This is a genomic window from Pseudomonas sp. FSL R10-1350 (genome assembly GCF_009600525.1).
Taxonomy (GTDB): domain Bacteria; phylum Pseudomonadota; class Gammaproteobacteria; order Pseudomonadales; family Pseudomonadaceae; genus Aquipseudomonas; species Aquipseudomonas helleri.
This window is the reverse complement of record NZ_WIVR01000004.1, coordinates 95,052-121,947: the sequence shown is the minus strand read 5'-3', so window position 1 is coordinate 121,947 and position 26,896 is coordinate 95,052. Positions and strand designations below refer to the sequence as shown.

Genomic DNA, 26,896 nt, shown 5'->3' with positions numbered 1-26,896 from the left:
TGGGGTCAGGCTTGTTGCAAATACTCAATCGGTTGCGTTGTCACGTTGCTGTTCTTTTTTACGAAGGCGGCACTCAACTCGATCACGCGGCGGTATTGCAGGTCGACGGTGATCATGTGGTAGCAGTTGTCGAGCAACACTTTGGTCACCTGGCCGCCCAAGTGGCGCTCCACGTAATCGGCGTTCCAGCGGCTGGTGATGTCGTCTTCGATGGAGTGCAGCACCAGTGCAGGCGTGGTGATCGACGGCATGCGTTTTTTCACCACAGCGTTCATCCGGTGCAGTTCGCGTACGGTCACGCCTTCCATCGTCAACAACCCGGCATTGCTGCTTTCGCCGGCTTTCATCTGGCGCTCGACAATCGCCCGCAAGCGCTCGTTCTTGATGCCGTAAGGCGGCTTTTCTTCAAAGCTGCACAGGTGCACACCGCCCGGAATCGCCATCAGCAGCGGGGTCAGGAATGCCAGCTTGTTGATGCTCCAGCCGTCGTAACGCAAGGTGGTGGAATACATCAGCAAACCGGCGACCTGGCCGGGGTGCTCGGAGGCCACGTACATCGACATTACGGCGCCCATCGACAAGCCGCCGACGAACACCTGCTGGTGACGTTGGCGAATGCCGGCGAAGGTTTTGCGCACGCCTTCGTACCAGTCTTGCCAGCCGGTGGCTTGCAGGTCGCTGTTGTCACCGCAGTGCCCGGCCAGGGTCGGAACGTACACCGTGCACGTACCGTCTTTGGCCAGGCCCTGGGCCACCCGACGAAGTTCCGTCGGGGTGCCGGTGAGGCCGTGGATCAACAGGATCCCGACCTCACCTGTGCCGAGAACGAAACCGGCGTCGCCTTCGCCCAGATCGATCTCTGACGCGTTCACCGTTTCATCGCCCGGTGCAGCAGGCGGTCGAGCAGGGCCAGGCCCAGGTCGATTTCTTCGTAGCTGATTTCCAGCGACGGTGCCAGGGTGATGACGTTTTTGTAGTAGCCGCCCACGTCCAGAATCAGACCCAGACGCTTGCCGTCGATTTCGATGTCGCCCTTCATGCCTTCTTCAACCATGTAGTCCAGGGTTGCCTTGTCTGGCGTGAAGCCGTCCGGACCGCAGATTTCGCAGCGCAGGGCCAGGCCCAGACCGTCGACATCGCCGATGATCGGGTAGCGTTTTTGCAGCTCTTGCAGGCCTTCCAGGAAGTATTTGCCCTTGGCCATGACCATCGCGCCGTAATCGACTTCGCTGGTCATTTTGAACATTTCCAGGCCTACGGCGGTGCCCAGCGGGTTGGACGCGAAGGTAGAGTGAGTCGAACCTGGCGGGAATACCTTCGGGTTGATCAGCTCTTCACGGGCCCAGATGCCGCCCAGCGGGTTGAGGCCGTTGGTCAGCGCCTTGCCGAAGACGATCACGTCTGGTTTGACGTCAAAGTGTTCGATCGACCACAGCTTGCCGGTACGCCAGAAGCCCATCTGGATTTCGTCGACCACCATCAAAATGCCGTGCTGATCCAGCACTTGCTTGAGTTCGCGGTAGAAGTTCATCGGCGGAATCACGTAGCCGCCGGTGCCCTGGATCGGCTCGACGTAGAACGCTGCGTATTCGCTTTGACCGACTTTCGGGTCCCACACGCCGTTGTATTCAGTTTCGAACAGACGGGCGAATTGCTGTACGCAGTGGCTGCCGTATTCTTCTTTGGTCATGCCTTTAGGGCCGCGGAAGTGGTACGGGAACGGGATGAAGTTGGCACGCTCACCGAAGTGGCCGTAGCGGCGACGGTAGCGGTAGCTCGAGGTGATCGAGGACGCGCCCAGGGTACGGCCGTGGTAGCCGCCTTCGAAGGCGAACATCAGGCTTTTGCCGTTGCTGGCGTTACGCACCACTTTGAGGGAGTCTTCGATGGACTGCGAACCGCCGACGTTGAAGTGCACGCGACCGTCGAGGCCGAACTTGTTTTTGGCGTCGACTGCGATGCGTTCCGACAGCTCGATCTTGCCTTTGTGCAGGTATTGGCTGGCGATCTGCGGCAGGGTGTCGATCTGTTGTTTCAGCGCGTTGTTCAGGCGTGGGTTGGCGTAACCGAAGTTAACCGCCGAGTACCACATTTGCAGGTCGAGGTAAGCCTGGTCTTCGGTGTCCCAAACGTAGGAGCCTTCGCAGCGGCTGAAAATACGTGGTGGCTCGATGTAGTGAACGGTATCGCCATACGAGCAGTACTTGGCTTCTTTTTCCAGAAGAATCTGGTCTTCAGCGGTAGCGATTCGAATATCAGACATGATTGAAGAGTTCCTGCTGGTCACGAGAATAATGAGGGGCGTTAGCGGCGTTGCTTGGCAATTTGGCGAGCAAGGCCGGGAGTTCAGAGAAAGAGTCGAAGCGTGCGTACGGGATGCCGTTGCGCTCGCAGTGCTCGGCCAGGCTGTCTTTGGCAAACACGAAGTCGGCGGACGAGGCCACGCACATGTCGGAACGGCCATCGCCAATCACCAGCACGCGCTTGCCGCTGGGCGTGGACTTGCATTTGCAGTTGCCCGAGGCGGCGCGGCAGGCGTCGCTGGAGTAAGGGAAGTCAATGCGCCAGCTGTTCTGGTCAACCTGACGCAAGCGATTGGCGAGGATCGGCAGCAGGGTCACGTAATTGCGTGCCAGGATGCGCGCGATGCCTTGCTCGATGCCGTCGCTGACCACTTCCAGGGTGGCGCCGAGGCCGATGACGTGATCGACGAAGTCCGGGAAGTCCGGGTCAATCTCCACCGTATCGAAGTAAGCCAGCAATTCGGCTGGCGAGGCTTTGACCAGCGACAGCTGGCGGCTCAGGCATTCACGCGAACCGATTTCACCTTGCACCCATTGTTCTTCGATCGTCTCCCAGCTAGGGTCAGCGAAGCGTTGAAGAATGTTGTCGATGACGTCGGTGCGGGTAATGGTCCCGTCGAAATCACACACGATATGCCATTGCATCATCTGCATTGTCCTGTTGAGGAGAGGCGCTGTTTGCGCATGAACAGGCAATTGCATCGACTGTGCCAACTTGCCAAAGCCCAGCTGGCGCGGGCCTTGGAGGCGGGTGCGAGCAAATTGACGTTGTGGAGCTACAATTTTTGTAGCTCGCTACAAACAACATCAGTGCTTGCGTCGATTGGCCAAAAAAGCGATTGATGCGCGCATGAATTTCTATGGAACCCGTTTTATGAAAACGCCTTTGTCTGCTTTTGTGCTGTTCACTCTGCTAAGCGCCGGTGCGCACGCGGCCGATGGCCCGAGTGGTGAAGCAGGCGTAGGGGTGGGCTATCAGCCCTACGACCCGAGCGGCAGCCGCTACCAGACAGTGCCGTTGCCGTATTTCGACGTGGATTGGGGTGATTTCAGCCTGGATACCGACGACGGCCTGACCTGGAACGCGCTCAACGCCAATGGCTGGACGGCGGGGCCATTCATCAACTATTTGCCGGGGCGTAATGCCAACGGTTCGCTGCGCGGCTTGCGCGATGTGTCCGACATGGCGCAACTGGGCGGCTTTGTGCAATACAGCCCGGCTGACTTTTGGCGTCTATATGTGCAAGTGGGCCAGGCGGTAGGCGCCGCTGGCGGGCAGGGCGGCGTATTGGGCCAGGTGGGTGGCGAGTTGGGTTATCCGTTGGGCTTCGGGATTATTGGCAGCAGCCAATTGTCAGCGCATTTTGCCGATGGCCGGCAAATGTCGACCTTCTTTGGGGTCAACGCCAGTGAGGCCCAGGCGTCGGGCATTGCGCGGTACAACGCCAGTGGCGGTTTTCAGAATGTCACCCTGACCCAGAACTTTGAGTTCCCGCTGGCGCAGCATTGGTCGCTGGTGGCCAGCGCGAGCTGGATACGCCTGGTCGGCTCGGCGGCCGACAGCAGCATCGTCAAAGAAATAGGCGATGTGAACCAGGGCACGGTACAAACAGCGGTGAGCTACAAGTTTTAAACACCTGTAGTCGCTGACTAGGCACGAAGGCTGCGATGCGGGCCGCAGGACCGCCGTCTGGAGGTCGCTTCGCAACCTGTCGCAGCCCATCGCAGCCTTCGTGCCTCGGCAGCGACTACAGTCAGTGTTCTGGTTCACCATCGGCAAGTAAGGCAATGCCGACAATAATCACCGCCACGCCCGCCCAGTGCAGCAGGCTGATGTGTTCTCCCAGCCCCAGCCACGACCCCAGTAAAACCCCCACAAACACCAGCGAACTCAGCGGGAAGGCCAGCGACAGGCTGCTGCGCCGCAGAATCAGCATCCACACAAAAAAGGCCCCGATATAGCAGGCTATCGCCACCCAAACCCCCGGGTTGGTCATGACCGCCTGCAACCATTGCAGGGTGAAATCCATCTGGCCTAGTTGGTCGCCGCCGACTTTGGTAGCGATTTGCCCGCCGCTTTCGAGAATGATCAGCAGCGCCCACAGCACCACGGTGCCCAAGCGGCCATGCAGCCAGCCGTCGGTTGTTGTGTTCATCGGTTCAGTCTTTTCCACGCATTAGCTCCTTACGCTCCGGCGATGCAGACCAGCATCACGCCAAGGGTGATCACCAGGGTTCCCATCCAGCGCCGACGGCTGACGTGTTCACCCAAAAACACTTTGCCGGCGAACACCACGCCGCAATACGCCAGCGCAGCGGCGGGGAACAACAGGCTCAGCGGTGCTCGTGACAGCGCTTCGAGCCAGACAAAAAACTCGATGACATAGGCGCCGATCCCGGCCCACAGGAGGGGCGCGTTAAACACCTGGCCCCAGAACGCATTGAGGCGAAAACCGCCTTCGAGTTCAGGCAAACGGTCGAGGCCGACCTTGAAACACAATTGGCCGATGACATCGAGGACGATTGAAAACGCCACCAGCAAAATCACAATCAGCGTCACGGGAACAACTCCTCAAACAGCGCAATCAGCGCGTCGTTAGTGGTTGAGTTGCGCAAGAGGTCAGTGTCACTCCAGCGCTCTGGCGGCGGTTGATCGGACTTGGCCTCCCAGCGTTTGAGCACGTTGCTGTGCGGGGCTTTGGCAAACTCGCCGCACACATCAATGCCCAGCACACGCTTGCTCGCGGCCAGGGCGCGGATGGCGTGCAACAAGTGGCTCAAACGCATGCCGCCCTGGTCCCAATTGGTGGCCGCGTCTTCACTGGCCAGCACGTCTTTGTCGATGGTGATCCAAATGGCGTCTGTCGGCAGGCCCTCAATCAGTTGTTCGATAAAAGTTGGCCAGTCCTGATCGGCCAGGTTGCGCCAGTGCAGGAGGTTTTCCCGTTGTTCATGGCCTGCGGCATCACCGATCCGCCCCCAGACTTTGGTGGGCGCGTGTTGCCAGGGGAAGAGCTGCAAGTCGCCCCGTTGTACGGCCCCGAGGTTTCCGCCCTTGAACTGCGGATTCTCCAGGTCATCGCTGCACGGGCCGAGGGTGACGATGCGTTTGATATTCGGCAGTTTCAGTGCGCGATTGACCCACGACCCGCAATGACGGCGGGGCGCAAAGCGAACCCAGTCGGGGTGGTTATCGAAGTGGATCAGCGTCACCGGCTCGCTCAGATCAGCCAGCAGGGCCGGGGTGAGATGGTGATAGTCACCGGAGCCGACAAAGAAGATTTCCGGCGTGTTGGCACGGGGTTTTGGGCGTTGCTGCAGCTGTTTGACGAAACGCTGGTAATTGCGCTCGGTTGACCAGAGACGTAATTTCGGGCCCAAGGCCAATAAATCGAGGCGGGTTGCGCGGCCATCGGCCAATCGCTGCGCAATAGGCGCTTGAGCGGTCAGGCTGTGATCGAGATCGAGAATGTTCAATGTGATATTTACCCCATTCAATCGCCGCCGAACCAGGCCGGGCGGGCTTTTCAGGGTAAATGCAAGGTGCGTGCCTGCTTTACAAATCTGCCATCTGTAGGAGCGAGCTTGTCTCGCGATCTTTTGATCTTTTAAAAATCGCGAGAGAGGGTGTCAGTGCAACCGTACCCAAACGCTCACCAGCACAGTGGCAGCCATCAGCCAGGCCACTGCTGCCAGCGCCAGCGAAGCTTCAAGACGCAATCGGTCGACCAGCACGTACAACGCGGCCAGGTAAACGAAGTAGGGGATGATCGACCACATGCCGAACACAATGGTGGTCTTCAGGTCGTCTACCGAGCGCCCTTTACCGACGATGTAGTGGGCGATCAAGGCGAAGGTCGGGAACAGCGGCACCAGCCCTGCAATGTAGTAGTTTTTGGTTTTGGCCAGGATCGCCAGGATGATGACGACCGCTGCCCCCAACGCCGCTTTTAGAATCAAATCCATCAGTGTGCGAGCCCGTATTTTTTAACTTTGTCGAATAACGTGGTTTTGGCCATGCCCAGTTCCTGGCTGGCTTGCGTCAAGTTGCCACCGCTGCGTTGCAAGGCATCGCTGAGCAAGGTCCGTTCGAAGGCTTCGACGGCCTCTGAAAAGCCCAACCCTTGCGAGGCATTGCTGCCGGGCTTTTTAAACGCGGGCAGGCCCAGGGCAAAGCGCTCGGCCACGTTGCGCAGTTCGCGCACGTTACCCGGCCAATCATGGCTCATGAGGTTGGACAAGGTTTGATTGTCCAGCTCTGGTGCGGTGCGGTCGAAACGCAGGGACGACTGCTGGAGGAAATATTCGAACAGTTGCAGGATATCTTCGCGACGCTCACGCAAGGGCGGCAGTTCGAGGGTGACCACGTTCAAGCGGTAATACAGGTCGCTGCGAAATTGGCCGGCTTTGCCCAGTTGATCAAGGTCGGACTTGGTCGCGGCAATGACCCGGCAATCGACGTCGATGCTCTGGTTCGAGCCCAGACGTTCCAGGGTTCGCTCCTGCAACACCCGCAGCAATTTGATTTGCAGGTTGAGCGGCATGCTTTCAACTTCGTCGAGAAACAGTGTGCCGCCATTAGCGTGTTCGATTTTGCCAATCCGGCGTTTACCGGCGCCGGTAAAGGCATTGGCTTCGTGACCGAAGATTTCGCTTTCAAACAGGTTTTCCGGGAGCCCGCCGCAGTTGAGCGCGACAAATTGCTGGGGCTGGCGGCGGCTGAAGTCATGCAGGCAACGGGCGACCAGTTCTTTGCCGGTGCCGGTTTCGCCCTCAATCAGCACGTTGGCTGACGTATCGGCGACGTTGGCGATCAATTCGCGCAATTGCTGCATGGCCGGGGAGCGGCCGATGATGCGCCCCTCAAGCGAGTCGCGCTCGGCCAGTTGCCGGCGCAGCGACCACACTTCACGGGCCAGGCTGCGTTGCTCCAGCGCTCTGCGTGCGACATCGACCAGCCGTTCCGGGGAAAACGGCTTCTCCATAAAGTCATAGGCGCCGTCGCGCATTGCGCCCACGGCAATGGAAATATCGCCATGCCCGGTTATCAACACCACCGGCAGGCTGCGATCGCGGGCCTTGAGGCGTTTGAGCAGTTCCAGGCCATCGATGCCCGGTAAGCGAATGTCACTGATGACGATGCCGGGGAAGTTATCACCCACCCGTTCCAGCGCCTGTTCGGCGCTGCTGACGCCTTCGCTGTGAATGTCTTCCAGCGCGAGCGCCTGTTGGCATCCCAAGAGTACGTGAGGGTCGTCTTCAACAATCAGGACGGTCAGCTCGTGGTTCATATCGGCTCGGCCTTAGCGGGTTGCACCAGCGGTAAAAGGAGGACAAACGCAACACCACCGGCCTGCGGAAACTCGACACTGAGGTTACCGCCCGCTGCTGCGGCGAGGCTGGCAGACAGCGTCAAGCCAAGGCCCAAGCCTTGTTCGCCGGGTTTGGTGGTGAAAAACGGTTCAAACAGATGCTTACGGTTTTCCAGGTCAATACCCGGGCCGTTGTCGCGTACACGCAGGCGGTATTTGCCGTCGATGTGTTCGCCCTCAAGCCACAGCTGCGGGGCTGTTGGCTGCTCTTGCAGGGCGTCGAGGGCGTTGCCGATCAAGTTGAGCAGGATCTGCTCAAGCCGGGTTTGATCGATCTTGAGGTCGGCATCGCTGAAGTGTCGTTGCAGTTCAATGCCGGAGCCTTCAAGACGGCTGGCGAGCAGTTGCAGCACGGCTTCGACCGCTTTGTTCAGGTTGGCCTGGCCATGATCGTCGCCGCGTCGGGCAAACGAGCGCAGGTTGGCGGTGATGCGGCCCATGCGATCGACCAGGTTATTAATGGTGCTGAGGTTGTTGGCTGCAACGGTCAGGTCGCCGCGCTCCAAAAAGCGCACGGTATTGCCGGACAGGGTGCGCAGGGCCGCCAGAGGCTGGTTCAGTTCGTGGGCAATGCTGGTGGACATTTGCCCGATGGCCGCCAGTTTTCCGGCCTGCACCAGTTCGTCCTGGGCACGGCGCAGGGTTTCTTCGGCCTGGCGCCGCTCACGAATCTGGCCTTTGAGGCGTTCGTTGCTGGCGCGCAAGTGGGCAGTGCGCTCAGTGATTTTGCGTTCTAGCTGGCTATTGGCCTCTTGCAAGGCCTCACGGGCTGCCAGCCGGGTGGCGATGACTTTGCGCCGTTCATTCCAGGCAATCAGCAGAAACGCCAGCAGCGCAAACGCACCTGCCAGCAGCATGCCCTGGTTGGCAGCTTCACGGCGCAGGTCCTGCAAGGGCGTCAGCAGGGTGATGTCCCACGGCGTGTCGTTAAGCCTGCGGGTTTGTGCCAGATAGCTGACTTCTTTGTCGTCGGTCACCACTTCGCTGTTGGCGGTAAAGGTGACTTTTTCAACGCCGTCGCCCAGTCGCTCGCGCTCAAGGGGTTCGAGTTCGATCAACGGCCACCAGTAATACTGAAGGCTGCGGGCCAGCTTCTCTTTGATGTCTGCAGTCAGCGGGCGTACCGACTTGAGCCGCCGGCTTGGATCGCTGGACAGGATAATGATGCCGTTTTCATCGCTCACGTAGGCTTCAAGGCGCGCGCGTTGCCAGCGTTCTTCCAGGGCTTCGAGGCGCACTTTGATCACCGCGACGCCAATGATCTTGCCTTGTTCTTCCAGGCCATGGGCCAGGTAATAACCCGGCTCGCCCGTGGTGCTGCCAATGCCATAGAAACGCCCGGGCTGGCCACGTACCGCGTCCTGAAAATAGGCGCGGAAAGACAAGTCCTCGCCCAGGTAACTGTCGACATCCCGCCAGTTACTGGTGGCGACGACCCGGCCGGTGGTGTCGAGCACGTAAATGGCCCGGCTGCGGCTGCGGCGGTTCAAGCCTTCTAGGTATTGATTGACGGCGACCCGGTTTTGCACGCTCGGGTCAGCCAGTAATGACGACACACTGGACTCCAGCTCTAGCAGGCTGGGCAGGTAAGTGTATTTGCTGAGTTCGCTTTCGACCGTGCGCGCGTGCAGTTCAAGCTGACGCTCGCCGCTTTCGCTCAGGGTGGTGATGCCAAAATGTTCACTGATGCGGTAACCCGCATAACCTAACCCGATCATCATCAGGATAATCAGCGGCGGCAGCAGCAAGTGACGAAGCAGACGTGGTTTCACGGCAAGTGAGGGCGGGGCACCGCGATAAAGGTTGGGGTCGCATTTCATCACAGATGCCTTGGGTCAACCACTGCGCACTAATGTATTACGGACATGTAGTCGCTGCCGTAGGCTGCGATGGGCTGCATCGCAGCCCCGGCTCTATTGAAAGCGAAGGTCCTTCGGCCCTTATCGCAGCCTTCGGCAGCGACTACAGTCGCGTTATTTAGTGCTGCAGGATTTTGGCGAGGAAGTGCTGGGCACGCTCGGAACGGGCGCTTACATCACCGAAGAACTCTTCTTTCTCACAGTCTTCGACGATTTTGCCCTGGTCCATAAAGATCACCCGGTTGGCCACCTTGCGTGCAAAACCCATTTCGTGGGTCACGCACATCATGGTCATGCCTTCGTGGGCCAGTTGCACCATCACGTCGAGCACTTCGTTCACCATTTCAGGGTCGAGTGCCGAGGTCGGTTCGTCGAACAGCATGACGATCGGGTCCATGGCCAAGGCGCGGGCAATCGCTACACGCTGCTGCTGACCGCCAGACAACTGGCCAGGGTGCTTGTGGGCATGGGCCGACAAACCCACGCGCTCCAGCAGTTCTAGGCCTTTTTTGGTGGCTTCTGCCTTGCTGCGGCCCAGTACCTTGACCTGCGCAATGGTCAGGTTTTCGGTGATGGTCATGTGCGGGAACAGTTCGAAATGCTGGAACACCATGCCCACGCGCGAACGCAGTTTTGGCAGGTTGGTCTTCGGGTCGGCAATCGATGTGCCGTCAACCACGATGTCGCCTTTCTGGAACGGTTCAAGGGCGTTGACGCACTTGATCAAGGTCGATTTGCCCGAGCCCGACGGGCCGCAGACCACAACCACTTCGCCTTTTTTGACTTCGGTACTGCAATCGGTCAGTACCTGGAAGTCCCCGTACCACTTGTTGATGTTCTTGATCGAGATCATACGGCAAACCTTTTTTGCAGACGCTTGACCAGCAGCGAGGCGGAAAAGCTGATGATGAAATACACCAGACCGGCGAAAATCAGGAATTCGTTGGAGCGGCCGATGATATCGCCACTGGAACGCGAAGCATTGAGGAAATCAACCAGGCCCACGGTGTAAACCAGTGAGGTGTCCTGGAACAAAATGATGCTTTGCTGCAACAGCAACGGGGTCATCTTGCGAAACGCCTGAGGCAGGATGATCAGGCGCATGGCCTGGCCGTAGCTCATGCCCAACGCTTTGGCTGCGCCCATCTGGCCTTTTGGGATCGACTGCACACCGGCCCGTACGATTTCGCAAAAGTAAGCGGCTTCGAACATGACGAAAGCCACCATGCACGACTCGAAAGCACCGATTGGCGTGTCTTTGCCGGTGATCCAGCGCAGCACGAACGGCACGGCCAGGTAGAACCAGGTAATCACCAGCAGCAGCGGGATCGAGCGGAAGTAGTTCACATAAGCGCCGGCCAGATTGGCCATCCACTTGCTGGACGACAAACGCATCAATGCCAGCACGGTGCCGAGTGCAACACCACCGATAACCCCGAGCACCATCAGCTTCAAGGTCATGATCATGCCGTTCCACAGGCCCGGCAGGGCTGGAACAATACCGCTGAAATCGAAGAAGTCCATTATTTACCCCCCAAAGACATCAGACCGGGTACGGCGACTTTCTTCTCGATCAGGCGCATCAGCAACATCAGGCTCATGTTCAGGGTGAAGTAGATCAGCGTGGCCAGGGTGAAGGCTTCAAACAGGTTGGCGGAGAACTCGGCCGTCTGTTTGGTTTGCGCCAGCAGCTCCATCAAACCGATCAGGGACGCCACCGAGGAGTTCTTGAACACGTTGAGGAACTCAGAGGTGAGCGGCGGAATGATGATGCGGTAAGCCTGGGGCAGCAGCACGTTCCAGTAGATTTGCGACAGGCTGAAACCCATGGCACGGGCAGCCGACTCCTGGCCGCGCGGCAAGGCTTCAATACCGGTACGCACTTGTTCGCACACCCGTGCGGCGGTAAACAGACCCAGACACACCACTACGCTCAGGTAGGCCGAGGTCGTCGGGCTGAGGTCTTGCTTGTACCAGTCCTGCAGGTTTTGCGGCAGCAGATCGGGTACCAGGAAGTACCACATGAACAGCTGTACCAGCAGGGGTACATTTCGGAAAATTTCCACGTAAACCGTGGCGATACCCGCGATAAAACGGTTCGGTAAGGTGCGCATCACGCCCAGCAGCGAACCCAGTATCAGCGCAACAATCCAGGCGACAACAGCGATCGCGATGGTCCAGCCCAGTCCGGTAATAAACCAGTCGAGATACGTCTCGCTGCCTACGCCGGTGGACTTGAAGAATACGCTCCAGTCCCAGTTGTAATTCATTCAGGGTCTCCCCTCAGATGGGTCTATAGACAAGCACTTGCTTCAGGGAATCCGTTCTCTCCGACAGTGCAGTCGGGCACACGCGTCCCGCTCGACAACCAGCGGTTCGAGTGCTTACTTATGGCTAGTACCGCAGGTGATAAAAGCGCCCGAGCGGAGTCATTCACGCTCGGGGGCTGGTCAAAAATCAGATTTTGACGTCAGGCGCAGGCTTGTCATTTGGAGTGGCGATCAGGGCTTTAAGTTGGTCGCTCATCGGGAACTGGAGGTTCAGACCTTTTGGCGGGATAGGGGACTGGAACCACGTCTTGTAGGAATCGTTAACTTTGCCCGACTTGTAGTAAGCAACAATGGCGTCATCTACAGCCTTTTTGAAGTCCGGGTCGCCTTTGCGCACCATGCAGCCGTAGATTTCGTACGACTGTGGTGTACCTGTTACGGCCCAGTCATCCGGCTTCTTGGCTTTGGCCATTTCACCGGCCAGCAGGGCGTCGTCCATCATGAAGGCAACCGCACGGCCCGACTCGAGCATGTTGAAGGCTTCGCCGTGGTCTTTCGCCGAGATCACGTTCATGCCCATCTGCTTGTCAGCGTTCATGGCCTTGAGGATACGCTCGGAGGTAGTACCGGCGGTGGTGACGACGTTTTTGCCTTTCAGGTCAGCGAAATCTTTGTACTGCGAGTCCTTTTTGGACAGCAGACGGGTACCGATTTCGAAGATGCCGACCGAGAAATCCACTTGTTGAGCGCGTTCGGCGTTGTTGGTGGTGGAGCCACATTCAACGTCAACGGTACCGTTTTGTACCAGCGGGATACGGGTCTGGGAGGTGACCAGGTTGTACTTGACCTTAAGGTCAGGCATGTCCAGGTCTTTTTTCAGCGCTTCAACGATTGCCAGTTGCACATCGTGGGAATAGCCAACCGGCTTGCCTGATGCGTCAGCGATGTAAGAAAACGGGATGGAGGAGTCACGATGCCCAAGGGTGATGGTGCCGGATTCTTTGATTTTCTTCAGTGTGCCGGTCAGTTCAGCGGCGAATACTGGAGTGCTAATCAGAGCTACAGCAATGGCTGCACTCAAAAGTTGCGGAACGATGCGCATCGATTTTTCCTCGACATTGTTTTTTTTATTTGAGCCCGTTCACGAGCCCTTTAGATACTTCGAAACGCTAAACAGATTAAACGCTGTTTTCGCATTCGGCCCTGAGTGTAGAGCATGAGTCATGCCAGAGACGGAATTAAACTTCAACCTATTGATTTACATAGGTTTTAAAGTTTTTCTAGGTGGGGGTTGGAGGGCGTTGCGCCCGGAAAGCCGAATAGCAGGGCGATAAGCGTTCGGAAAACCGAATGAGGAAATACCGCTTATCGGTGGGGGAGATGCAACACCGCGATCTTTCTATGTTTAAAAGATCGCGGGGTTTACACCTGCAATGGCGCACTCATACGTGAAGGGGTTAAGCCGCTTCAACCTTGCGCTGCTTGAGGTTCAGGCTGGCCATGTAGTGCGCCAGGCTCTCTTGCTCGGCGGCAGTGGTGAACAGGCCCAATTTGGTCCGGCGCCACAGGATGTCCTGCGCATCCAGTGCCCATTCCTGGCGGCACAGGTAGTCCACCTCGCGGCTATAGAGGCCGCTGCCGATGTGCTCACCCATCTCGCTCAAGCTTTGCACGCCGTCCAGCAACTGCCAGGAGCGGCTGCCATAGGTAATTGCCCAGCGTTTGGCAATGGCCGCGTCCAGCCAGTTATGTTTGCTGATCAGAGCCGCGCTCAGGGCTTGAGGCGTGGTCATGTCTTCGCCGCCCGGCAAGGTCGCTGTGGCCGTCCAGCTCGGTTTGATCTGGGTGAAGAACGGTGTCAGTTGCGCCATGGCTGACTCGGCCAGTTTGCGGTAGGTGGTCAACTTGCCACCGAACACGGACAGCAGCGGGGCTTCGCCCGAAGCGCCTGACAGAGACAAGGTGTAATCGCGGGTTACCGCTGACGGGTTGTCCGACTCGTCATTGCACAGTGGGCGTACGCCCGAGTAGGTGCGCAGAATGTCGTCACGGCTCAGTTGCTGCTTGAAGTGCGAGTTGACCACGTTCAACAGGTAATCGGTTTCTGCCTCGGTGATGCTGACCTTGGCCGGGTCGCCCGTGTATTCGCGGTCTGTGGTGCCAATGATGGTGAACTGGTCCAGGTACGGAATGGTGAATACGATCCGCTGGTCTTCGTTCTGCAAAATAAACGCGTTAGGCGCGTCATACAGTTTAGGCACGATCAGGTGGCTGCCTTGAATCAGGCGGATACCGTACGGCGAGTCCAGTTTCAGATCCTCTTTAATAAACTTGGCAACCCAAGGGCCGGCAGCGTTTACCAAGGCTTTGGCGCGAATCGAAAACAGGCTGCCGTCAGCGCGCTCAAAGTTCAATTCCCACAGGCCTTTACTACGTTGCGCGCCGACGCAGCGAGTCTGGGTGTGGATGTGAGCGCCGTTTTCGCGCGCAGACATGGCATTGAGTACGACAAGGCGGGCGTCGTCGACCCAGCAATCGGAGTATTCGAAGCCTTTAGTGATCTCAGGCTTGAGCGGGCTGTCAGCGCCAAACTTGAGGCTCACAGAGCCGGCGAGTTTTTCGCGTTTGCCCAAGTTGTCGTATAGAAAAAGACCCGCACGAATCATCCACGCCGGACGCAGGTGCGGGCGATGCGGTAATACAAAGCGCATGGGTTTGACGATGTGCGGGGCTTTGGCCAGCAACACTTCACGCTCGGCCAGGGCTTCGCGCACCAAGCGGAACTCGTAATGTTCAAGGTAGCGCAGGCCGCCGTGAATCAGCTTGCTGCTGGCAGACGAGGTATGGCTGGCCAAGTCGTCTTTTTCGCACAGGAATACCGACAGGCCGCGCCCTGCAGCGTCAGCCGCAATGCCGACACCGTTGATCCCGCCGCCAATCACGGCAACGTCGTATACCTCTGAGAGGGGGGTGGCAGGCAAGGTGGTCAAGGGCATGTCGGGGCCTCGCGTTGTTCACGCATATTTGAATTCGAACATTAATGTTCATTTTCGAAAATGTTAGCGGATAAAGACGCGCACAGCCAGCTTACTTCGATTGAAAAAACTCATCGAAGAGCGTTGAAAGGAAGATTTTCGAACATTTAGAGTGTCGCAGGGCGCTGTAGGAGCTGCTGAGGCACGAAAGCTGCGATCTTTTGAAGTGGTATTAAAAGATCGCAGCCTTCGGCAGCTCCTACAGTGGGGGCTTGGTGTGGCTTAAACCACTTCGAGGCGGATTTTGTTCTGTGCCAGCAATTGGGTCAGTTCAGGCACGGGGTGCTGGTCGGTCACCAGGCAGTCAATCAAGCTGATCGGGCCCAGTCGTACCATGGCATTACGGCCGAATTTGCTGGAGTCCGCCGCCAGAATCACTTGTCGGGCGTTGGAGATAATGGCCTGAGAGACGCGCACTTCCTGGTAGTCGAAATCCAGCAAGCTGCCATCCGAATCAATACCGCTGATGCCGATCAGGGCGAAATCGAATTTGAACTGATTAATAAAGTCGACGCTGGCCTGGCCTACGATGCCGCCGTCGCGGCGCACATTGCCACCGGCTATCAGCACTTCAAAGTCGTCTTTGGCGCTGAGGATTGAGGCAACGTGCAGGTTGTTGGTGATGATTTTCAGGTGGTTATGGTTGAGCAGCGCCCGGGCAATCGACTCGGTGGTGGTGCCGATGTTGATGAAAATCGAGGCGTGGTCAGGAATCTGGGCGGCGATAGCTTCACCGATACGGCGTTTTTCATCGCGCATCTGGTCGGCGCGCATGGCGTAGGCCGTGTTTTCAACGCTGGAGTCGTAGGCCGCGCCACCGTGATAACGACGCAGCAAATCGGCCTCGGCCAACTGGTTGATGTCGCGGCGGATAGTCTGCGGTGTAACAACGAACAACTGAGCCATTTCCTCGATGCTGACATAGCCGCGCTCGCGAACGAGTTCGAGGATCTGCTGTTGGCGTGGAGGCAGATTCATGGAGTTTCCTTTGGGCGGCGAAGCAAAAGTCGCTCATGATGCCGCAGGAAGGCCCCGACCTGCTACACACAGGTGCCATGAATACAGATATGACAACGGGCGCGAAGGGCGCCCGTTGGGTGTTTTACCGGCAATTGAGCCGTGCTGGCTTACGTGCTGGCTTAGTTGCTTTCTTCGTGGGGTTCCCAGTCGCGTGTACGCTCTACGGCCTTTTTCCAGCCAGCGTAGAGCTTCTCTTTGCTCGCTTCTTCAAGCTGAGGTTCGAATTCGCGCTCGATCACCGCTTTGCTGCGCAATTCATCCAGGCTGCCCCAGAAACCGCAAGCCAGACCAGCCAGGTAGGCGGCGCCCAAGGCTGTGGTTTCGCGCATTTGCGGGCGTTCGACCATGGTGCCGAGGATGTCAGCCTGAAATTGCATCAAGAAGTTGTTGGCCACCGCGCCACCGTCAACGCGCAAGGCTTTCAGGCGTTCGCCCGAGTCCTGCTGCATGGCGTCGAGTACGTCGCGGGTCTGGTAGGCAATCGACTCAAGGGCTGCACGAATAATGTGGTCTACCCGTACGCCACGGGTCAGGCCGAACAATGCGCCACGGGCATACGGGTCCCAGTAAGGCGCGCCCAAACCGGTGAACGCAGGTACCAGATACACGCCATTGCTGTCTTTTACCTTGTTGGCAAAGTATTCGGTGTCGTGTGCATCGTTGATGATTTTCAGCTCGTCGCGCAGCCACTGCACTGTCGAGCCGCCGTTGAAGACCGCACCTTCCAGCGCGTAAGCCACTTCGCCGCGTGGGCCGCAAGCGATGGTGGTCAGCATACCGTGGGTGGACTGAACCGCGTTGGTGCCGGTGTTCATCAGCAGGAAGCAGCCGGTGCCGTAGGTGTTTTTGGCCTGGCCCGGCTCGACGCACATCTGGCCAAACAACGCGGCTTGCTGGTCACCGGCAATCCCGCCGATGGCGATGCCGCTTTTGGTGCGGCCATAGATTTCGGAAGAGGATTTAACCTCTGGGAGCATTTCGCGCGGGATATCCAGCACATCCAGCATCTTGGCATCCCACTCCAGGGTGTGGATGTTGAAGAGCATGGTGCGCGAGGCGTTGGTGTAGTCGGTGACGTGGGTTTTGCCGCCGGTAAATTTCCAGATCAGCCAGCTGTCGACGGTGCCGAACAGCAATTCGCCCTTGCGCGCGCGCTCACGGCTGCCTTCGACGTTGTCGAGGATCCACTTGAGCTTGGTGCCGGAGAAGTAGGGGTCAGTCACCAGGCCGGTGGTTTCGCGGATGTACTGTTCATGACCACCGCGCTTGAGCTGTTCGCAGATTTCAGTGCTGCGACGGCATTGCCAGACGATGGCGTTGTAGATCGGGCGACCGCTGATCTTGTCCCACACCACCGTGGTTTCACGCTGGTTGGTGATGCCGATTGCCGCTACCTGGTCGTGGTGCAGACCGGCCTGGGCCAGCGCTTCGACCATGACCGCGCTCTGGGTGGCGAAGATTTCCATCGGGTCATGTTCAACCCAGCCGGCTTGCGGGTAATGCTGTTGAAACTCGCGTTGCGCGGTGCAGACCACATTGGCGTCACGATCAAAAATGATCGCTCGCGAACTGGTAGTGCCTTGGTCCAGCGCAATGATGTAGTTCTTATTCTGAATGTCGGTCATGGGGTTGCCTTGCAGAATGAAGTAATGGTTTCCGGGCGCGAGCAGGTTACGGGCAGTAGTCTCATGCGCCCCGTTTCATAAGTCGATATCAGGACGCTTGGGTTTTAACCTCGGCGACCGCTGGAGCGTGCGCAGGTGCGGACTCTGGCTGGGGCAAGTGACGGGCAATCAGCCCGCGATAAATGGCCGCGCCGAGGCAGGCACCGACGATGGGTGCAAAAATTGGAATCAGGAAATAAGGAATATCGCGGCCACCCGTGAAGGAAATTTCGCCCCAACCAGCAAAGAAAGTCATCAGTTTAGGTCCGAAGTCACGCGCCGGGTTCATCGCAAAGCCGGTCAGCGGGCCCATCGAGCTGCCGATCACGGCAATCAACAGACCAATCAGCAGTGGCGCCAGCGGACCGCGTGGCAGGCCATTCTTGTCGTCGGTGAGGGCCATGATCACGCCCATGAGGATGGCGGTGATCACCACTTCAACGAGGAAGGCTTGCAACGTGGAGAGCGCCGGGTGCGGGTAAGTCGAGAAGACCGAGGCTAATTCGAGGCTGGCCTGGCTGCCGCGAACCATGTTGTGCGCTTGTTCATAATCGAAGAACAAATTGCTGTAGAGCGTATAAACCAACGCCGCCGCACAAAAGGCACCGGCCACTTGAGCAAGGATGTAGAACGGCAGTTTACGTTTATCAAAATCGGTAAACAGGCACAGCGCAATGCTGACCGCCGGATTCAGATGTGCACCGGAAACCCCGGCTGTCAGGTAAATCGCCATGCTGACGCCAATGCCCCAGATGATGCTGATTTCCCATAAGCCAAAGCTGGCGCCCGCGACCTTGAGAGCCGCAACGCATCCTGTACCGAAAAATATGAGCAGTGCAGTGCCGAGAAATTCGGCGAGGCACTGACCTGAAAGCTTGGGGTGCTGCGTTGCAGTCGTCATTTGAAACCTCTTTTTTGTTGTTTTTTGACGTCGTTAGTCAGGGGTGGCAGTGCAGCGGTACAGAAAAAACAGATGCCGTTTTTTTGGAAATTCATGGGTCGGTAACAGAACATAGGTAATAGGCGGTATGTTCAGAATCGAAAAATATAGACAACAAACACTGCTGTCAAAGGTCGAAAGTGAACGATGCGCCACATTCTGACTTTCACATGAGTTTTTGGTGCTGGTTTTATGTAAGAAAAAAATACACATTGGCAGGCAAGGGTGTAACGTTTCAGCGCTAAATAGCGCCGTGAAGCCCGTTCCAGCGCGTTTTTTATCGGCTAATGGCCTAAAATCCGGCCCTGGATTCTTTAGTCAATTGACCACAGGGGCTGTCATGACGCCTGCATTGGACCTGCTGAAAAAAGTTCGCGCCGAACATCGAGTACACAGCTACGAGCATGACCCCAAGGCCGCGTCCTACGGGCTGGAGGCAGCAGAAAAGCTCAACCTTGAACCGGCTCAAGTGTTCAAGACGCTGTTGGCCAGCAGTGAAAAGAGTGAGTTATTGGTTGCGGTTGTACCGGTCGTCGGAAGTCTTGACCTTAAAGCACTGGCGCAGGCGGCCGGGGTCAAAAAAGTCGAAATGGCTGACCCTGCGGCCGCTCAACGTGCCACGGGTTACCTGTTGGGCGGGATCAGCCCGCTGGGGCAAAAGAAGCGTCTGCGAACGTTTATTGATGAAAGCGCCAAGGCGTTCGAGACGATTTATGTCAGCGCCGGACGGCGCGGGCTGGAAGTGGAGCTGGCTCCGGCCGTGCTGGCTGAGCACACGCAGGCCAAGTTTGCAGAGATCGGGCGGGAATAAAAAGGTATGAGCTAGCTTGTCTCGCGATCTTTTAACTATCAAAAGATCGCGGGACAAACCATTCGTATCACTGAGCGGTGCTGAAACGCCTTACGCCGGATTCCGAGTGAGGGATCTGAGCCGCTGTGCTGCCGCTGCCCTGAAACATCACCAAGTGTTCTGCCGCCACCCGGATGCCGACTTGCGAGCCGGGTGCGTGATCGGCATGGCTTGGGAAAATCGACTCTAGCTGGCTGCCCGTGGGTAGTTGCAAGCGGTACAGGGTCGATGCGCCAAGGAAGGTCTTGCCGATGATTTTGGCTTTAAGCGCGCTATCAGGGGCGTAGACGATGTCATCCGGGCGCAGCAGGACATCAACAGCGCCGCCAGTTGGCCAGCTATAAGCCCGGTTGCCGCGCAATACGCCCAACTCGGTCTGTACCGACTCAGGGCTGAGCAATTGCCCACGAATGAAATAGCCCTGGCCGATAAAGCTCGCTACATATGGCGTCAGCGGCTCGTGGTAGAGGTTGTAGGGGGTATCCCACTGCTCCAGACGACCCTCTTTAAACACCCCTACATGATCACTGACGGCGAAGGCTTCTTCCTGATCGTGGGTCACCAGAATGGCACTGGTGCCACGCGCTTTAAGAATGTCGCGCACTTCATGGCTCAGCTTGCGGCGCAATTCACCGTCAAGGTTCGAGAAGGGCTCGTCCAGCAACAGCAGTTGGGGCTCAGGAGCCAAAGCCCGGGCGAGCGCAACGCGTTGCTGTTGGCCACCCGAAAGCTCGTGCGGGAAGCGCTTGCCCAGGTCTTTTAGATTGACCAGTTCCAGCAGTTCCTCGATCACGCGGTCTTTGTTCGGGTGCTTGCGAATGCCAAACGCAATGTTGTCGGCCACGCTCAAATGTGGGAACAGGGCGTAGTCCTGAAACACCATGCCGATGCGACGTTTCTCCGGGGCCAAGGTAAAACCGGCACTGGAGATAACTTCGCCCGCGAGCTGGATTTCACCTTGGTGCACCGGCTCAAAACCGGCAATTGCCCGCAGCGTTGTGGTTTTGCCGCAACCCGAGGAGCCGAGCAGGCAGCCAATATCACCGGCATTGAGGTGCAGGTTGAGGTTCTGCACGACGCTCTGGCCTTGATAGCCACAGGCCAGATCTCGCAGGTTGAGCAATAGCGGCTGACTCATGCGGGTTGGTACGCAGGTTTGACCAGAAACTCGAGCAACGCTTTTTGCGCGTGCAGACGGTTTTCCGCTTGGTCCCAGGCTACAGAGCGCGGGTCGTCCAGCAGGTCGAGGCTGATTTCTTCACCACGGTGAGCGGGCAAGCAGTGCATGAACAGGACGTCTTCGGCGGCCAGGTCAAGCAGGGCGCGGTCAACCTGGTATGGCGCAAACAGCTTCAGGCGTTTGGCGGTTTCTTCTTCCTGGCCCATGGAGGTCCAGACGTCCGTGCTGACCAGGTGAGCGCCCAACACCGCTTCACGCGGGTCACGCACGATGCTCACGCGATCGCCGGCCAGCGCCACGAACTCAGGGTTCGGCTCGTAGCCTTCAGGGCAGGCCACGCGCAGGTGGAAGTCGAACTGAATGGCCGCTTCTATATAGCTGTTGCACATGTTGTTGCCGTCACCGATCCAGGCCACGGTTTTGCCTTTGATCGAGCCACGGTGTTCGAGGAAGGTTTGCATGTCGGCCAGCAACTGGCACGGGTGCAGGTCATCGGACAGGCCGTTGATTACCGGGACGCGCGAATTGGCGGCGAATTCGGTCAGGGTGTTGTGGCCAAAAGTACGGATCATCACGGCGTCGAGCATGCGCGACATTACAATTGCGCAGTCGCCAATCGGCTCACCGCGGCCCAATTGAGTGTCGCGAGGGGACAGGAAAATAGCCTGGCCGCCCAGCTGGATCATGCCGGCTTCAAATGACAGACGGGTGCGGGTCGATGACTTTTCGAAAATCATGCCCAGGACGCGGTTTTTCAAAGGTTCGAAGAGAACGCCGCGATCACGCAGGTCTTTTAGCTCGATACCGCGACGGATGACGCTGACTAGCTCTTCGGGCGTGCAATCCATCAGGGAGAGAAAGTGCCTTGCGCTCATCATTAACTACCTTCTTTGCAACGACCGCAGAACTCAAAGCCGGGTTTTTCGGAAAAACGGCGAGACCTGCGGCGAAAGCCGCACGGGGCGACGAAATAGGGGAAGGCGCGATCTTATAAGGAAATGTCGCGTCTTGCCAATATGGGTCACGTTTTGAGGTTTATGCGAGTCTTGCGCTGCATGAGCACGCGGCTGAAACCACGGTTAAGTGATTCGCCTCACCTCAGCTGCCCAGTTGTACACTGCCCTCAGGTTGTTTTGCAATTCTGAGTGAACGTGGGGCATTACTGCCCACGTGTGCAAAGCAGGAATGTGAGATGAAGTTGCGACGATTGTCTGTCTGGGAGACCGAGCGTCATGCTCGGCTTTCCGTTACAATGCGCCACCGTGCCGACAACTGAGTCGGAAAGTTCAGCCGAGGTGCTCCATGGATATCATCGAAACTATCAAAGATCAGATTGCCAACAATACCGTTCTGCTTTACATGAAAGGCGCTCCGAATGCCCCGCAGTGTGGCTTTTCGGCTAAAGCGGCCCAGGCCGTCATGGGTTGCGGTGAGAAGTTCGCGTACGTGGACATCCTGCAGAACCCTGAAATCCGTGCCAACCTGCCGAAATACGCGAACTGGCCGACCTTCCCGCAACTGTGGGTAGGCGGTGAGCTGGTTGGTGGTAGCGACATCATGGCTGAAATGTTTGCTGACGGCTCTTTGCAGGCCCTTATCAAAGAAGCTGTTGAGAAAGCAGCCGCGGCCAAAACTGAAGCTTAATGGCTGACGTTGCTGCTACTTGAGTGATCAAGTAGCAGCCCATAAAAAAGCCCCGCCTCTGTATAAACAGGGCGGGGCTTTTTTGTGGGCGTTAGTTACTCACCCATCTGCGATTGCAGGTAATTCTCAATACCGATTTTATCGATCAGGCCCAACTGAGTTTCCAGCCAGTCGATATGTTCTTCTTCGGATTCCAGAATATCTTCCAGAAGTTCACGGCTACCAAAGTCGCCAACAACTTCGCAGTGGGCGATGGCTGCTTTGAGATCAGCGTGGCCGGTACGCTCAATGCGCAGGTCGCACTCAAGCATTTCCTTGGTGTGTTCACCAATGTGCAGCTTGCCCAGGTCTTGAACGTTCGGCAGGCCTTCCAGGAACAGGATGCGCTTGATCAGCTTGTCAGCGTGCTTCATCTCGTCGATGGATTCGTTGTATTCGTGTTTGCCTAACTTTTCCAGGCCCCAATCTTGATACATACGTGCATGCAAGAAGTATTGGTTGATCGCAACCAGCTCGTTACCGAGGATTTTATTGAGGTGCTGGATGACTGAAATATCGCCTTTCATCGCGAGGGCCTGCCTTAGTTAACCGTATATAAGGCAGAGTTTGATCTGCGTATTAACGACTGTCAAACCTAAGTGTTTGAATAATAAATGAAAATTAATCGGAATAAGAATGTTTGTGTTCCGCGTTTTGGCCCTAAGTACTTGAATTTTTGGCATAAAAAAACCGGACGTTAAGTCCGGTTCATTAGAAACTTGATAATTACGCTGCAGAAAATTCTGCTGGAAAACCCAAGGCTGCCTGGCTGGCTTGAAGCGAGGTCAGGGTTTCGCGAACCACTTGCTTGGCCAGGCAAGCACATTTGCCGCATTGGCTGGCGACGCCGGTGGCTTCGCGCACTTCTCGGTAGCTGCAGCAACCTTCGTAGATTGCATCGCGGATTTTTCCGTCAGTAACGCCAGTGCAGAGGCAAACGTACATAAATAAGAACCATCGCTGGTTGGGATTCAATGAAACGGATCTTAATGTTAACGAGAATGATTGTCAAAGTAGATTAGGGCGCGGTGGGGGGGTTGTTCAGGTTGTGCAGACGAACGGTGTATGATGCCGCTCTTTTTACGCGGTGATCGGGTAGCAAGCCTGTTGTTTCTCAAGGGCTTTGCAGCCGGATCCCGTTTTTCACGTCGCACCCAGGAGATATCCAATGAGCGTACTCGTAGGCAAACAAGCCCCTGACTTCACCGTCGCAGCCGTACTCGGCAATGGCGAAATCGTTGATAGCTTCACGCTGTCCTCCGCTATCAAAGGCAAATACGGCCTGGTGTTCTTCTACCCACTGGACTTCACCTTCGTTTGCCCATCGGAACTGATCGCTCTGGATCACCGTATTCCTGAGTTCCAGGCGCGTAACGTTGAAGTGGTTGCAGTCTCTATCGACTCCCATTTCACTCACAACGCATGGCGCAACACCCCGGTGAACAATGGCGGTATCGGCCAGGTGAAATACACCATGGCTGCCGACATCAACCACGCGATCTGCAAAGCCTACGACGTTGAAACTGAAGGCGGCGTAGCACTGCGCGGCGCATTCCTGATCGATGACAAGGGCGTTGTTCGCTCCCAGATCGTTAACGACCTGCCACTGGGTCGCAACATGGACGAGCTGCTGCGTCTGGTTGATGCACTGCAATTCCACGAAGAGCACGGCGAAGTATGCCCGGCTAACTGGAAGAAAGGCGACAAAGGCATGACCGCTTCGACTGAAGGCGTTGCGGCTTACCTGACTGAGAATGCTGGCAAGCTGTAAGCTTTTTGGCGGCATAAAAAAACCGGACCCTGGGTCCGGTTTTTTATGTGCGGTGGTTAGCCTGAACGACGTGATCAGTCGTTGAAGTCTTTCCAGCCGCCCATTTGCTTCCAGCTGTTGACGATGCCACAGAACAGCTCAGCGGTTTTTTCGGTGTCGTAACGCGCCGAGTGCGCCTCACGCCCGTCAAAGTCGATGTCAGCTGCCTGGCAGGCCTTGGCCAGAACAGTCTGGCCATACGCCAGGCCAGCCAGGGTTGCGGTGTCGAAGCTGGAGAACGGGTGAAACGGGTTACGTTTCATGTCCAGACGCGCCACGGCCGCATTCAGAAAGCCCAGGTCGAAGCTGCTGTTGTGCCCCACCAGAATGGCGCGTTTGCAACCATTGGCCTTCAGCGCTTTGCGCACACCCCGGAAGATGTCGGTCAGCGCTGTTTCTTCACTGACCGCCATACGCAGCGGATGGTCCAGCTTGATGCCGGTGAACTCCAGGGCTGCGGCTTCGATGTTGGCGCCTTCAAAAGGCTCCACACGGTGGAAATAGGTGTGTTCCGGGAACACAAAGCCTTTTTCGTCCATGCCGATGGTGACTGCCGCGATTTCCAGCAGCGCGTCGGTAGCGCTATTGAAGCCGCCGGTTTCAACATCGATTACGACTGGCAGATAGCCGCGAAAACGCTCGGCCATCGGATGGCGCGAACCGCCGCCATGACCGCCCTCGTGCTCGTCATCAAAATGGTCGTCGCTCACGCGTTTTCCTCAAGCAGGCGCCAGCGCAGTTTTTCACCGGCGCGCAGCGGGATTACGTTCAGCTCGCCGAAAGGCAGGCTGCTCGGGGCGGTCCACTCTTCGCGAACCAGGGTGATGTGTTCGGTGCTCGGTGCCAGGCCGTAGAAGCGTGGGCCATTCAAGCTGGCAAAGGCTTCGAGCTTGTCCAGCGCATTGCGCTGTTCAAACGCTTCGGCATACAGCTCGATAGCAGCATAGGCGGTATAGCAACCGGCACAACCGCAGGCGGCTTCTTTGGCATGCTGGGCATGCGGTGCCGAGTCAGTGCCCAGAAAGAACTTCGCACTGCCGCTGGTGGCCGCATCCAGCAGGGCTTCCTGGTGGGTGTTGCGCTTGAGGATCGGCAGGCAATAGAAGTGCGGGCGAATACCGCCAACCAACATGTGGTTGCGGTTGTACAGCAGGTGATGCGCGGTAATGGTTGCGCCTACGTTGGCCGAAGCCTCGTTGACGAACTGGACTGCATGCGACGTGGTGATGTGTTCAAACACCACTTTCAACGTCGGGAATCGCTCCACAACACGACGCAAATGCTCTTCGATGAAGACCTTTTCGCGATCGAACACGTCGATATCGGCGCGGGTCACTTCACCGTGGATCAGCAAAGGCATGCCGACTTCGGCCATGGTTTCCAGGACCGGGAAGATCGCATCGATGCTGGTCACGCCCGAGTCGGAGTTGGTTGTTGCGCCAGCCGGGTATAGCTTGGCAGCGTGTACATAGCCGCTGGCTTTGGCTGTACGAATGTCTTCTGGCTGTGTTCGGTCGGTGAGGTAGAGCACCATCAGCGGTTCGAAACGGCTGCCAGCCGGGCGAGCAGCGAGAATGCGCTGTCGATAGGCATCGGCTTCAGCTGCGTTACGCACCGGAGGTACGAGGTTAGGCATGATGATGGCGCGGCCAAAGGTGCGCGCAACATCCGCCACAGTGTGAGGCAACACAGCACCATCGCGAAGATGAATGTGCCAGTCGTCGGGACGCAGCAGGGTCAGGCGGTCAGACATTGGGGGGATTCCAGGCGGGTCAAACTGATGCGAATGCTACCGGAAAAGACTCTCTCAGGCACTCGCTATCAAGTTTTAGCTGCGTTAACCGATACATTCGAGGTATGTCGTAAAAACGGTGAACGGTGTTTTGCCAGTAACCATCTGCGGAGCCCTCAGTGCGCCAGCGTTATTTCATCCTGCTCAGCTTGTTTGCCAGCGTTCCTGCCATGGCCCTGACTTTCCAGACCCGTCTGGAGAATGTGGAGTGGAAAGTTGAAGGTGACAAATTTGAGTGCCGCCTGATCCAGCCGATCACTGATTTTGGCGCCGGGGTCTTTGTGCGCCGCGCCGGAGAGCAGGCGGTCTTTCGTCTCAATGCCTACAACTCGGTATTGGGCGAAGGTTCGGCAACTCTATTGGCGGCAGCGGCGCCGTGGCAGCCGGGGCGCGGTGATATCGATCTGGGCACCGTGCGTATCGGGCGCGGCAACGTGCTGTTTAATAGCTCGCAGGCGCAGGCCGGCCGCTTGTTTCGGGGGTTGCTGGAAGGGCGTAGCCCGTTGATCAGGCATTACTCGGCGACGGGCGGTTTGTCGGAAGTTCGCCTTTTGCCCGTCAAATTTCGTCAGGCTTATGGCGAATATGAGGCCTGTACCACCAAACTGCTGGCCAAGAATTTCGATCAAGTCCGGCAAAGCCAGATCGGTTTTCCGGGGAGCGGCAATGAACTGGATGCCAAGGGCCGCGCGGATCTGCAGATCATGCTGGAGTACATGAAGGCCGACCCTACGGTTAACCACGTCATGCTGGATGGTTATTCGGATAATTCCGGGAATCGGTTGACCAATCGCGAGCTGTCCCGGCGTCGCGCTTTGGCAGTCATGAACTACCTGCAGGAAAACGGTCTGCAGGAATCGCAGATCACGATGCGCTTTCATGGCGAGCAATACCCGTTGGTGCCCAACACCAGTGCGGCTAATCGGGCGAAGAATCGCCGTGTCAGTGTGCGCTTGGAGCGCATGCCAGAGCCTGCGAAGCCGTCCCCTGCGGTGGTAAATACCAATCCTGCGACGCTGTCGTGAGGTTTTTTGGCGTCGTTTTGCTGAAAGTTACTGTCGCTTTGTCGTCTTAAGCTGTCGCCCCTCTGTAAATTAAGCCCCGCGAGCGTTAGACTG

General features: G+C 57.3%; 28 protein-coding genes. 5 read left to right on the top strand and 23 right to left on the bottom strand.

All coding sequences use genetic code 11. The features are described from left to right. Positions 1-5 precede the first annotated feature (5 nt). From GHO25_RS03500 to GHO25_RS03490, 3 genes are read right to left on the bottom strand one after another with little or no spacing between them, the layout of a single operon-like run. Complete coding sequence (locus tag GHO25_RS03500) at positions 6-872, bottom strand: carboxylesterase (RefSeq protein ID WP_048366990.1); 867 nt, start codon at positions 870-872, stop codon at positions 6-8. Further along, entirely contained in the window at positions 869-2,263 is a 1,395-nt protein-coding gene (locus GHO25_RS03495) for an aspartate aminotransferase family protein (RefSeq protein ID WP_153327219.1), read from the bottom strand. The genes GHO25_RS03500 and GHO25_RS03495 overlap by 4 nt, the downstream gene beginning before the upstream one ends. Next, the gene (locus GHO25_RS03490) at positions 2,256-2,951 is read right to left on the bottom strand and encodes an MtnX-like HAD-IB family phosphatase (RefSeq protein ID WP_048366988.1); all 696 of its coding nucleotides are present in this window, start codon (positions 2,949-2,951) and stop codon (positions 2,256-2,258) included. The genes GHO25_RS03495 and GHO25_RS03490 overlap by 8 nt, the downstream gene beginning before the upstream one ends. A gap of 226 nt (positions 2,952-3,177) precedes the next feature. On the opposite strand from GHO25_RS03490, the gene GHO25_RS03485 reads away from it, so the two are divergent. After that, the gene (locus GHO25_RS03485) at positions 3,178-3,936 is read left to right on the top strand and encodes a MipA/OmpV family protein (protein ID WP_048366987.1); all 759 of its coding nucleotides are present in this window, start codon (positions 3,178-3,180) and stop codon (positions 3,934-3,936) included. A gap of 121 nt (positions 3,937-4,057) precedes the next feature. Here the strand turns inward: GHO25_RS03485 and GHO25_RS03480 are convergent, their stop codons facing one another. The 14 genes from GHO25_RS03480 to GHO25_RS03415 form a co-directional block, all read right to left on the bottom strand. Continuing rightward, positions 4,058-4,459: an EamA family transporter gene (locus tag GHO25_RS03480; RefSeq protein WP_153327264.1), complete on the bottom strand. Its 402-nt coding sequence runs from the start codon at positions 4,457-4,459 to the stop codon at positions 4,058-4,060. Between the two features lie 29 nt (positions 4,460-4,488). After that, positions 4,489-4,863: an EamA family transporter gene (locus GHO25_RS03475; RefSeq protein WP_048366986.1), complete on the bottom strand. Its 375-nt coding sequence runs from the start codon at positions 4,861-4,863 to the stop codon at positions 4,489-4,491. Continuing rightward, a complete protein-coding gene (locus GHO25_RS03470) occupies positions 4,860-5,780 on the bottom strand; it encodes an arginase (protein WP_153389896.1) in 921 nt (306 codons plus the stop codon). The genes GHO25_RS03475 and GHO25_RS03470 overlap by 4 nt, the downstream gene beginning before the upstream one ends. A 153-nt stretch (positions 5,781-5,933) precedes the next feature. After that, on the bottom strand, positions 5,934-6,260 hold the full coding sequence (locus GHO25_RS03465; protein ID WP_174479326.1) for a GlpM family protein: 327 nt from the start codon (positions 6,258-6,260) through the stop codon (positions 5,934-5,936). An 8-nt stretch (positions 6,261-6,268) separates the two neighbouring features. Next, entirely contained in the window at positions 6,269-7,594 is a 1,326-nt protein-coding gene (locus GHO25_RS03460; protein ID WP_048369406.1) for a sigma-54 dependent transcriptional regulator, read from the bottom strand. Next, positions 7,591-9,495 (bottom strand): ATP-binding protein, encoded by a 1,905-nt coding sequence (locus tag GHO25_RS03455; RefSeq protein WP_048369407.1) that lies wholly within the window; start codon positions 9,493-9,495, stop codon positions 7,591-7,593. The genes GHO25_RS03460 and GHO25_RS03455 overlap by 4 nt, the downstream gene beginning before the upstream one ends. 157 nt (positions 9,496-9,652) lie before the next feature. Beyond that, positions 9,653-10,387: an amino acid ABC transporter ATP-binding protein gene (locus GHO25_RS03450; RefSeq protein WP_123751463.1), complete on the bottom strand. Its 735-nt coding sequence runs from the start codon at positions 10,385-10,387 to the stop codon at positions 9,653-9,655. Further along, a complete protein-coding gene (locus tag GHO25_RS03445; protein ID WP_048386004.1) occupies positions 10,384-11,058 on the bottom strand; it encodes an amino acid ABC transporter permease in 675 nt (224 codons plus the stop codon). The genes GHO25_RS03450 and GHO25_RS03445 overlap by 4 nt, the downstream gene beginning before the upstream one ends. Further along, a complete protein-coding gene (locus GHO25_RS03440; RefSeq protein ID WP_048386006.1) occupies positions 11,058-11,804 on the bottom strand; it encodes an amino acid ABC transporter permease in 747 nt (248 codons plus the stop codon). The genes GHO25_RS03445 and GHO25_RS03440 overlap by 1 nt, the downstream gene beginning before the upstream one ends. A gap of 187 nt (positions 11,805-11,991) precedes the next feature. Then, the gene (locus tag GHO25_RS03435; RefSeq protein WP_048369411.1) at positions 11,992-12,906 is read right to left on the bottom strand and encodes a glutamate/aspartate ABC transporter substrate-binding protein; all 915 of its coding nucleotides are present in this window, start codon (positions 12,904-12,906) and stop codon (positions 11,992-11,994) included. Between the two features lie 355 nt (positions 12,907-13,261). Next, positions 13,262-14,800 carry a glycerol-3-phosphate dehydrogenase gene (gene glpD, locus GHO25_RS03430; RefSeq protein WP_153389895.1) on the bottom strand — a complete coding sequence of 513 codons (1,539 nt, stop codon included), beginning with the start codon at positions 14,798-14,800 and terminating at the stop codon, positions 13,262-13,264. A gap of 261 nt (positions 14,801-15,061) precedes the next feature. Then, a complete protein-coding gene (locus GHO25_RS03425; RefSeq protein WP_048369413.1) occupies positions 15,062-15,817 on the bottom strand; it encodes a DeoR/GlpR family transcriptional regulator in 756 nt (251 codons plus the stop codon). A 161-nt stretch (positions 15,818-15,978) separates the two neighbouring features. Next, a complete protein-coding gene (gene glpK / locus GHO25_RS03420; protein ID WP_048386009.1) occupies positions 15,979-17,484 on the bottom strand; it encodes a glycerol kinase GlpK in 1,506 nt (501 codons plus the stop codon). An 88-nt stretch (positions 17,485-17,572) separates the two neighbouring features. Beyond that, complete coding sequence (locus tag GHO25_RS03415; protein ID WP_048369415.1) at positions 17,573-18,424, bottom strand: MIP/aquaporin family protein; 852 nt, start codon at positions 18,422-18,424, stop codon at positions 17,573-17,575. A gap of 379 nt (positions 18,425-18,803) precedes the next feature. Between GHO25_RS03415 and ybaK the strand changes: the two genes are divergently transcribed. Continuing rightward, entirely contained in the window at positions 18,804-19,274 is a 471-nt protein-coding gene (gene ybaK / locus GHO25_RS03410) for a Cys-tRNA(Pro) deacylase (RefSeq protein ID WP_153327207.1), read from the top strand. Positions 19,275-19,341: 67 nt separating this feature from the next. On the opposite strand, the gene GHO25_RS03405 is transcribed toward ybaK, so the two are convergent. Further along, on the bottom strand, positions 19,342-20,451 hold the full coding sequence (locus tag GHO25_RS03405) for an ABC transporter ATP-binding protein (protein WP_153389894.1): 1,110 nt from the start codon (positions 20,449-20,451) through the stop codon (positions 19,342-19,344). Then, a complete protein-coding gene (argF, locus tag GHO25_RS03400; RefSeq protein WP_048369850.1) occupies positions 20,448-21,368 on the bottom strand; it encodes an ornithine carbamoyltransferase in 921 nt (306 codons plus the stop codon). Before argF ends, GHO25_RS03405 begins: the two co-directional genes overlap by 4 nt. A gap of 427 nt (positions 21,369-21,795) precedes the next feature. Between argF and grxD the strand changes: the two genes are divergently transcribed. Next, on the top strand, positions 21,796-22,137 hold the full coding sequence (gene grxD / locus GHO25_RS03395) for a Grx4 family monothiol glutaredoxin (protein WP_153389893.1): 342 nt from the start codon (positions 21,796-21,798) through the stop codon (positions 22,135-22,137). A 95-nt stretch (positions 22,138-22,232) separates the two neighbouring features. On the opposite strand, the gene bfr is transcribed toward grxD, so the two are convergent. Further along, a complete protein-coding gene (bfr, locus tag GHO25_RS03390; RefSeq protein ID WP_048369419.1) occupies positions 22,233-22,703 on the bottom strand; it encodes a bacterioferritin in 471 nt (156 codons plus the stop codon). Positions 22,704-22,902: 199 nt separating this feature from the next. Then, positions 22,903-23,121: a bacterioferritin-associated ferredoxin gene (locus tag GHO25_RS03385; RefSeq protein ID WP_048369420.1), complete on the bottom strand. Its 219-nt coding sequence runs from the start codon at positions 23,119-23,121 to the stop codon at positions 22,903-22,905. Between the two features lie 223 nt (positions 23,122-23,344). Here GHO25_RS03385 and GHO25_RS03380 point away from each other — a divergent pair, with 223 nt between their 5' ends. Continuing rightward, entirely contained in the window at positions 23,345-23,947 is a 603-nt protein-coding gene (locus GHO25_RS03380; RefSeq protein ID WP_048369421.1) for a peroxiredoxin, read from the top strand. Between the two features lie 74 nt (positions 23,948-24,021). On the opposite strand, the gene rnt is transcribed toward GHO25_RS03380, so the two are convergent. Then, positions 24,022-24,696: a ribonuclease T gene (gene rnt, locus GHO25_RS03375; protein ID WP_048386017.1), complete on the bottom strand. Its 675-nt coding sequence runs from the start codon at positions 24,694-24,696 to the stop codon at positions 24,022-24,024. Then, the gene (gene pyrC, locus GHO25_RS03370; RefSeq protein ID WP_153327205.1) at positions 24,693-25,739 is read right to left on the bottom strand and encodes a dihydroorotase; all 1,047 of its coding nucleotides are present in this window, start codon (positions 25,737-25,739) and stop codon (positions 24,693-24,695) included. The genes rnt and pyrC overlap by 4 nt, the downstream gene beginning before the upstream one ends. Positions 25,740-25,897: 158 nt before the next feature. On the opposite strand from pyrC, the gene GHO25_RS03365 reads away from it, so the two are divergent. Next, a complete protein-coding gene (locus GHO25_RS03365; RefSeq protein ID WP_178109966.1) occupies positions 25,898-26,803 on the top strand; it encodes an OmpA family protein in 906 nt (301 codons plus the stop codon). Positions 26,804-26,896 lie beyond the last annotated feature (93 nt).

What these genes read in the sequence shown, in the direction of transcription:
- GHO25_RS03495 (WP_153327219.1), bottom strand. Translation starts at nt 2,263, where the DNA reads ATGTCTGATATTCGAATCGCTACCGCTGAAGACCAGATTCTTCTGGAA.
- GHO25_RS03490 (WP_048366988.1), bottom strand. Translation starts at nt 2,951, where the DNA reads ATGATGCAATGGCATATCGTGTGTGATTTCGACGGGACCATTACCCGC.
- GHO25_RS03485 (WP_048366987.1), top strand. Translation starts at nt 3,178, where the DNA reads ATGAAAACGCCTTTGTCTGCTTTTGTGCTGTTCACTCTGCTAAGCGCC.
- GHO25_RS03480 (WP_153327264.1), bottom strand. Translation starts at nt 4,459, where the DNA reads ATGAACACAACAACCGACGGCTGGCTGCATGGCCGCTTGGGCACCGTG.
- GHO25_RS03460 (WP_048369406.1), bottom strand. Translation starts at nt 7,594, where the DNA reads ATGAACCACGAGCTGACCGTCCTGATTGTTGAAGACGACCCTCACGTA.
- GHO25_RS03455 (WP_048369407.1), bottom strand. Translation starts at nt 9,495, where the DNA reads ATGAAATGCGACCCCAACCTTTATCGCGGTGCCCCGCCCTCACTTGCC.
- GHO25_RS03450 (WP_123751463.1), bottom strand. Translation starts at nt 10,387, where the DNA reads ATGATCTCGATCAAGAACATCAACAAGTGGTACGGGGACTTCCAGGTA.
- GHO25_RS03445 (WP_048386004.1), bottom strand. Translation starts at nt 11,058, where the DNA reads ATGGACTTCTTCGATTTCAGCGGTATTGTTCCAGCCCTGCCGGGCCTG.
- GHO25_RS03440 (WP_048386006.1), bottom strand. Translation starts at nt 11,804, where the DNA reads ATGAATTACAACTGGGACTGGAGCGTATTCTTCAAGTCCACCGGCGTA.
- GHO25_RS03435 (WP_048369411.1), bottom strand. Translation starts at nt 12,906, where the DNA reads ATGCGCATCGTTCCGCAACTTTTGAGTGCAGCCATTGCTGTAGCTCTG.
- glpD (WP_153389895.1), bottom strand. Translation starts at nt 14,800, where the DNA reads ATGCCCTTGACCACCTTGCCTGCCACCCCCCTCTCAGAGGTATACGAC.
- GHO25_RS03425 (WP_048369413.1), bottom strand. Translation starts at nt 15,817, where the DNA reads ATGAATCTGCCTCCACGCCAACAGCAGATCCTCGAACTCGTTCGCGAG.
- glpK (WP_048386009.1), bottom strand. Translation starts at nt 17,484, where the DNA reads ATGACCGACATTCAGAATAAGAACTACATCATTGCGCTGGACCAAGGC.
- GHO25_RS03415 (WP_048369415.1), bottom strand. Translation starts at nt 18,424, where the DNA reads ATGACGACTGCAACGCAGCACCCCAAGCTTTCAGGTCAGTGCCTCGCC.
- ybaK (WP_153327207.1), top strand. Translation starts at nt 18,804, where the DNA reads ATGACGCCTGCATTGGACCTGCTGAAAAAAGTTCGCGCCGAACATCGA.
- GHO25_RS03405 (WP_153389894.1), bottom strand. Translation starts at nt 20,451, where the DNA reads ATGAGTCAGCCGCTATTGCTCAACCTGCGAGATCTGGCCTGTGGCTAT.
- argF (WP_048369850.1), bottom strand. Translation starts at nt 21,368, where the DNA reads ATGAGCGCAAGGCACTTTCTCTCCCTGATGGATTGCACGCCCGAAGAG.
- grxD (WP_153389893.1), top strand. Translation starts at nt 21,796, where the DNA reads ATGGATATCATCGAAACTATCAAAGATCAGATTGCCAACAATACCGTT.
- bfr (WP_048369419.1), bottom strand. Translation starts at nt 22,703, where the DNA reads ATGAAAGGCGATATTTCAGTCATCCAGCACCTCAATAAAATCCTCGGT.
- GHO25_RS03385 (WP_048369420.1), bottom strand. Translation starts at nt 23,121, where the DNA reads ATGTACGTTTGCCTCTGCACTGGCGTTACTGACGGAAAAATCCGCGAT.
- GHO25_RS03380 (WP_048369421.1), top strand. Translation starts at nt 23,345, where the DNA reads ATGAGCGTACTCGTAGGCAAACAAGCCCCTGACTTCACCGTCGCAGCC.
- pyrC (WP_153327205.1), bottom strand. Translation starts at nt 25,739, where the DNA reads ATGTCTGACCGCCTGACCCTGCTGCGTCCCGACGACTGGCACATTCAT.